This is a genomic window from Rhodoferax sp. (genome assembly GCF_014859475.1).
GTDB lineage: Bacteria > Pseudomonadota > Gammaproteobacteria > Burkholderiales > Burkholderiaceae_C > Rhodoferax.
Map to the genome: position 1 here is coordinate 1 of NZ_JACUUE010000233.1, position 3,521 is coordinate 3,521.

4 protein-coding genes are annotated in these 3,521 nt (G+C 59.2%); all 4 read right to left on the minus strand.

Annotated features, from left to right (window positions below; all coding sequences use genetic code 11):
- On the minus strand, positions 1–517 hold a 517-nt coding region (locus IBX54_RS13570; RefSeq protein WP_296543189.1), incomplete at its 3' end, for a Wzz/FepE/Etk N-terminal domain-containing protein.
- Between the two features lie 29 nt (positions 518–546).
- Entirely contained in the window at positions 547–1,023 is a 477-nt protein-coding gene (locus tag IBX54_RS13575) for a low molecular weight protein-tyrosine-phosphatase (RefSeq protein WP_296543190.1), read from the minus strand.
- Complete coding sequence (locus IBX54_RS13580; RefSeq protein ID WP_296543191.1) at positions 1,023–1,910, minus strand: polysaccharide biosynthesis/export family protein; 888 nt, start codon at positions 1,908–1,910, stop codon at positions 1,023–1,025. The genes IBX54_RS13575 and IBX54_RS13580 overlap by 1 nt, the downstream gene beginning before the upstream one ends.
- A 654-nt stretch (positions 1,911–2,564) precedes the next feature.
- The gene (gene murI, locus IBX54_RS13585; RefSeq protein WP_296543192.1) at positions 2,565–3,383 is read right to left on the minus strand and encodes a glutamate racemase; all 819 of its coding nucleotides are present in this window, start codon (positions 3,381–3,383) and stop codon (positions 2,565–2,567) included.
- Positions 3,384–3,521 lie beyond the last annotated feature (138 nt).

Consider the following 3,521-nt stretch of genomic DNA (forward strand, 5'->3'; position numbering starts at 1 on the left):
TGATCAGGTTGTAGCCTTGCGGCGTGAGGATGACCGAGAAGCGCACGCCCGCAAGCGCTTGCGGTACATGCAGGTGGGCCACTTGCAACGCTTCGGTTCCGCTGACGTAGCCTTCCAGTCCCAGCCAACCGGGGTTTGACAGCGCTGTGGCCCGCCGCGCCAACCAGTGTCCAACAAGCGGCAGGTATTTGGGGGTGACGTCCAGGTCAAGTTGCAGGTTGCTCACTGCTTGACCAATGACCAGGCGCGATCGCAAGATTTCGATTTCTGCGGTGGCCGGGGACTTGATGTTGAACAGGCTGCCCATGTCGACCAGCAGGCTACTTGCACCGCCTTTGCTGTCTTCGACTTGAATCAGGGTATTGGCCTCGAAGATGGGTGTGGCTACCAGTGCATAACCGCCACCCAGCGCCAGTGCCACGGCGGTGGCCGCGGCGATGAGCCAGCGTTGCTCCAGGACGATGTCAAGTAAGTCCAAGAGGCTGATGTTGTCTTCGTCATCTTCTTGCGCAGACATAACTAGCGAAGGGCTGTTGGGAAAGGTATTCATGCGGAATAACGTGTCAGTTGTGGCTTGTTGATTTTTTGCACAGAAAGGCGCTGGATGCGTGGCGCCCAGGCAGCCGCGCCCTGAGCGATGGCGGCAAAGGCTGCTTCGAATGCTTCGCGCGGTTGCCGGTAGGGGTCTGCAATGTCAAATTGGCCGTAATGGCCAAGCGTAAAGACCTTGCCGCGCGCCAGTGGGAACTGCTGCACCAACTGGTCTTTATGTGCTTGTTCCATCACCAGAATCAAACCTGATTTTTGGCACAAAAAACTGGAAATTTGCTGCGCCCGGTGTGCCCTGATGTTGAGCCCGTGCTCCGCGGCAATCTGCACCGACAACGGGTCTGCCGGCTGGCCGATCAGGGCGCCAAGCCCGGCTGACATTACGGTGTGGTCGGGTAACTCTTGCGACAGCAGGGCTTGCGCCAGTGGGCTGCGGCAAATGTTGCCAATGCACGCGGTGAGAATGATGTTCATCAGTTGAGCGCGTCACGCGAGGTGTTGACCGCGACGGCGCTGGGCAAGATCAGGCTGATGAGGCGGTTCCAGCGCACCAGCGGTGCCGGGTCCACATAGACCACATCTCGTGCTTGCAGTTCGAAGCCCTCAGCCATGGCATAAGCCATAGGAGAGCTTGCGTCGAGATGGTAAATCTCGGGTTGGGCTTTGTTGGCGGCGCGGATTACGAAAATTTGGCGTGGATCACCAGAAACGGGGTTGACCCCGCCAGACTCGCCGAGCGCTTCGTTCAGTGTCAGGCGGCCGTTACGCAGCGTCTGGGTATTGGGGCGCAGCACCTCGCCCAATACAAACACCTTGGCCTCGTCGCGGGCGAGCACGCGCACCAGGTCGCCGTTGCCGAGCAGGATGGCCGTGGGGCTGATGCCGCGCTCGGTGAGCTGGGGCAGATTGACCAGGGTTGTGCGGCCGTTGCGCGTGATGGCAATGGCCGAGCGGTCGGCTGCTGGTGTAAAGCCGCCGGCGCGGCCCAGCGCTTCGGGCAGTGTCATGGGGATGTCGTTAAGGGCCTGCAGCCCGGGGGTTCGCACCTCGCCGTCCAGATAGATGCGACCGCTGCGATAGGACTGGATGCGTACGGTGATTTGCGGGTTTTTAAGGTACTTGGCCAGACGCTCGGTGAGCAGGTCGCGTGCGTCGTATTCGGTCATGCCGGAGAGTTTGAGGACGCCGACATACGGAAACTGAACCAGCCCCTGCGGACTGACGTTGTAGCCATTGCCGACGGGCGACAAGCTGCCTGCGTCGGTTGCCAGACTACCCGCTGCGGCAATGGTGAGCTCCGGGTGATCCCAGACCATGATGTTGAGCACATCACCCGGACCGATGCGGTAGGGTTTGGGCACATCGAACAGTTGTTTGACATCTGGGGGAATGTCGGTGGCGCCGCTGGCGCGCTGCTGGCGCAGTAGTTCGAAATTAATAGCAATCAGATTGCGGGGGGGGGGGGGGCTTGGGTTACAGCGTCAATTTCAAGAACCGGTTTGCCAACATACATGCCTGGTGCGTAAGCACAGGCACTCAGGAAAAGGCTCGTCATCAGGGCGGGAAATAATCGAACAAAAAATACTGACATACGATGGAAGTGAGGCGATGATATTGAAACGAATTGCGTCTGTACCGGTATGGCAGTCTAACGCCAAGGAGGGAAAGAAAGACTTATGGGTAAGAAAATCATCGCCCTTTTTCAGTCAAGCCTGATTGAAATCGGTCGATCAAAGTGCCCGGTTGCTGCATACCCACTAGCGAGGCCAAGACCTGACACGCTAGATGCAAGGAACAATGGGTTGAGAAATTCATAAACATCCCTGGGTGATTTTCTTAAAGTGCTTCTATGCTTGAAGCATTCGGTTCGGAGAATTGTAGATCGCGAACGATGAGCAGTGATACTCCGGGCCAGATACGAGGTCGGCATCACAACTCATGTTCAAGATCGATGTACGAGTGTCGTGTTTTTCGAACTGGCTTTTAATGACGGAAATTGCGACTTTCGTTGGCCCTCAGAACTGCAATCGCTGCACGGGCACATCCAGCCCCAGCCAACGCTTTGCAGCGCTTTGCAGCAGTTGTGGATCGCCGGTGCTGAAGAGCCGGCATTGACTTGGGGTGGCAGCCAATGCGGGATTGGTCAGCATGCGGCGGGTCTGGCGCGCCACGGGCCCACCGGTGTCCACCAGACGCACGCCGGGACCGCCCAATGGCTGAAGATGCTGGCGGGCAAAGGGGTAATGGGTGCATCCCAGGATCAAAGTGTCAATCGCACCCGCCTGGCCGCCAAACTGACCCATTTCCCCGGTGTATTGGTGACACAGGCCGATGATTTTTTCGACATCGTCGCGCTCGATGGCATCGGCCAGACCATCGCAGGGCTGGCAGACAAATTGCGCCTGATCGGCCACACCCGCCAGCAGAGCCCGGAATTTCTGGCTGTTGAGCGTGCCGCGCGTGGCCATGACCCCGATGCGCCGGGTCTGGCTCAAGGCGATGGCGGGTTTCAGGGCAGGCTCGACGCCGATGATGGGCAGTTCGGGGTGGTCCTTGCGCAGCAGGTGAATGGCGGCCGCCGTGGCCGTGTTGCAGGCGATAACCAGTGCCTGGACGGCCAGGTGCGGCGCATCGAGCATATGCTGGCTGACTGCGCGCGCCCGTGCCAGCACAAAACCGGCATCGCGCTCGCCATACGGCGCAAAGCCGCTGTCAGCGACATAGATGAAATTTTCATGCAGCAACTCGGCGCGCAGCGCCTTCAGAATGCTCAGGCCGCCGGCACCACTGTCAAACACCCCGATCGAATGTTTGACTTGGTACCTTTCAGCCACCGGCCACCGTGATGCCCTTGAATTCGCCAGTGGCAATGCGTTGCTGCCATTCGGCCGGGCCGGTGATGTGGGCGCTGGTGCCGCCGGCATCCACCGCCACGGTCACAGGCATGTCAACCACGTCGAACTCGTAAATGG